General features: G+C 73.4%; 1 protein-coding gene. It reads right to left on the bottom strand.

Annotation, left to right across the window (positions count from 1 at the left end; genetic code table 11):
* Nucleotides 1-241: 241 nt before the first annotated feature.
* Nucleotides 242-1,141 (bottom strand): RNA polymerase sigma factor WhiG, encoded by a 900-nt coding sequence (whiG, locus tag HGA02_RS17615; protein WP_124343940.1) that lies wholly within the window; start codon nt 1,139-1,141, stop codon nt 242-244.
* Nucleotides 1,142-2,031 lie beyond the last annotated feature (890 nt).

The raw sequence follows: 2,031 nt of genomic DNA, 5'->3' as shown, positions 1-2,031 counted from the left end.
CACTCCCCGGCACCAGCGGGGCGCGTCCGCTCGTCGGCACCAGCGAGGCGCGTCCGCTCATCGGCACCAGCGGGGCGCGTCCGCTCGCCGTCGCCAGCGGGGCCCGTCCGCTCGAGGACCCCGCGATCCTCGGCGTGCCCGACCTGTCCGGCCGACGCCGAGAGGCGCAGGGCGCGTCCGCTCGACGAGCGGACGCGCCCTGGGACGAGGCGGTGTCGGCCTCGACGGGTGGTGCGGGTCGTCAGGCCTGCTCGGCCTCGACGAGGCGGGTGCGCAGCCGCAGCATGGCCGCGGTGTGCATCTGCGAGATGCGCGACTCGGTCACGCCGAGGACGCGGCCGATCTCGGCGAGCGTCATGCCCTCGTAGTAGTACAGGACGACGACCATGCGCTCACGGTCGGTCAGCTGCTCGATCGCGCGGGCCAGGAGGTACTTGGTCTCCGCCGCGTCGAGCGAGCCGGCCGGGTCCTCGGTGCGCTCGTCGCCGAGGGTGTCGACGAGGCTGACGCCCGCCTGACGGTCCTCGCCACCGCCGAGCAGCTCGTCGAGCGCCGCGATGTTCACGGTCGACAGCTGGGAGAACGTCTGGCGCAGCTCCGACACCGCGATCTCGAGGTGCGCGGCGACCTCCGACTCCGTCGGCGCCCGGTGCAGCTTCGCCTCGAGCTCCGCGTACGCACGGTCGACCGAACGGGCCTTCGTCCGCACCGAGCGCGGGACCCAGTCCATCGCCCGGAGCTCGTCGATGATCGCGCCGCGGATGCGGGAGGACGCGTACGACTCGAACTTCACCGCACGGCCGGTCTCGTACTTCTCGATCGCGTCGATGAGCCCGAACATCCCGTACGACACGAGGTCGGCCTGCTCGACCGTGCTCGGCAGGCGCATGCCGACGCGGCCCGCGACGGCGGACACGAGCGGGGCGTAGTGCAGGATCAGCTGCTCGCGCGCCGCACGGCTGCCGGTCGACTTGTAGTCGTCCCACGCCTCGGCGATGAGCGGCTCGACGACCGGGGCCGACGCGACGTCGACGTCCTCGACGGGTGCCGGCGCTGCGGTGCGGGGGCTCGGGATCACGCCGACCGGCGCGGTGCCGACGAACCGCAGGCGGGACGGCGCTGCGTCCAGTGCACTCGTCATCGAGGTACTCCGTTCGTGCGTGCGCGGCCGGGCGCGCGTGAGGGGGCCGAGCACTCCGGCTGGACCATGGAGGGGGTGGTCGCGCGCTGCGTGGCCGCCGTGCGCACGGCGCCGACGACGTCGCCGTTCCCGACCGTCGCGTCCGGGCGGACACGACCCGAGAAAAGACCGGAGACATTCATCGGAAATGCCGAGAACGAGGCGTCGGCGCGGGGACCGCGGTGCCCCCGGGGAGCCGTCGTCTCGTTCATGGCCCCTACGGTGACGGGAAACACACGCGCCGAACAAGCCGCAACTTCACTCCTCCGGCGCAGTCGCGGGCGATTGTGGACGCATTGTCTGAATCGATGTCCGATTCGACCGTCCGCCGTGACGAAATTCACCCGGCAGGTCCTGTGGAGATCCGGCGCGGCGGGAACTCCCGAGGCCCGTCACTCGTCTAGTTGCCTCGCGCATCTGTCACCCGCTGCGGCTGCCCACGTGTCACCCCGCGCCCAGTCGCACGTGTCACCCCGCGCCAGTCGCACGTGTCACCGCGGCCCGGTCGCGCAGGTGTCATCCGCGCCCCCACGCCACGTGCGTACCGCCGTCCCCGCGTCCCGATCATGTCGACCGATGGCCCCGCGACGCGCCCCTCCGTCCCCACGGGTCACGCTGTCCTCCGCACTGCATCCTGAGCCGTCGCGCACCCGCCGGACGCTCGCTCCACACCGGTGGCCCGGCTCGTTCGCGCGCGGCGTGTCAGGGCCGTGTGCGGCGCCATCCGGCGCCCTCGCGGTGGACGAGACCGTCGAGCTCCAGCAGCCCCAGCGCGGCGTGCGCCTCCGCGACGCTGACCCCGGCGGCGACGGCGAGCGCGCCGGTGAGCGCGGCCTCGGCGCCGGCGGCGA

The organism is Cellulomonas septica (assembly GCF_012396155.1).
In the GTDB taxonomy this organism is placed as follows: domain Bacteria; phylum Actinomycetota; class Actinomycetes; order Actinomycetales; family Cellulomonadaceae; genus Cellulomonas; species Cellulomonas septica.
Note: the sequence above shows the minus strand (reverse complement) of the source record. Positions and strands in the feature narration are given on the sequence as shown.

Excerpts from the sequence above, each read along its gene's own strand:
- whiG (WP_124343940.1), bottom strand. The coding sequence starts at position 1,141 with ATGACGAGTGCACTGGACGCAGCGCCGTCCCGCCTGCGGTTCGTCGGC.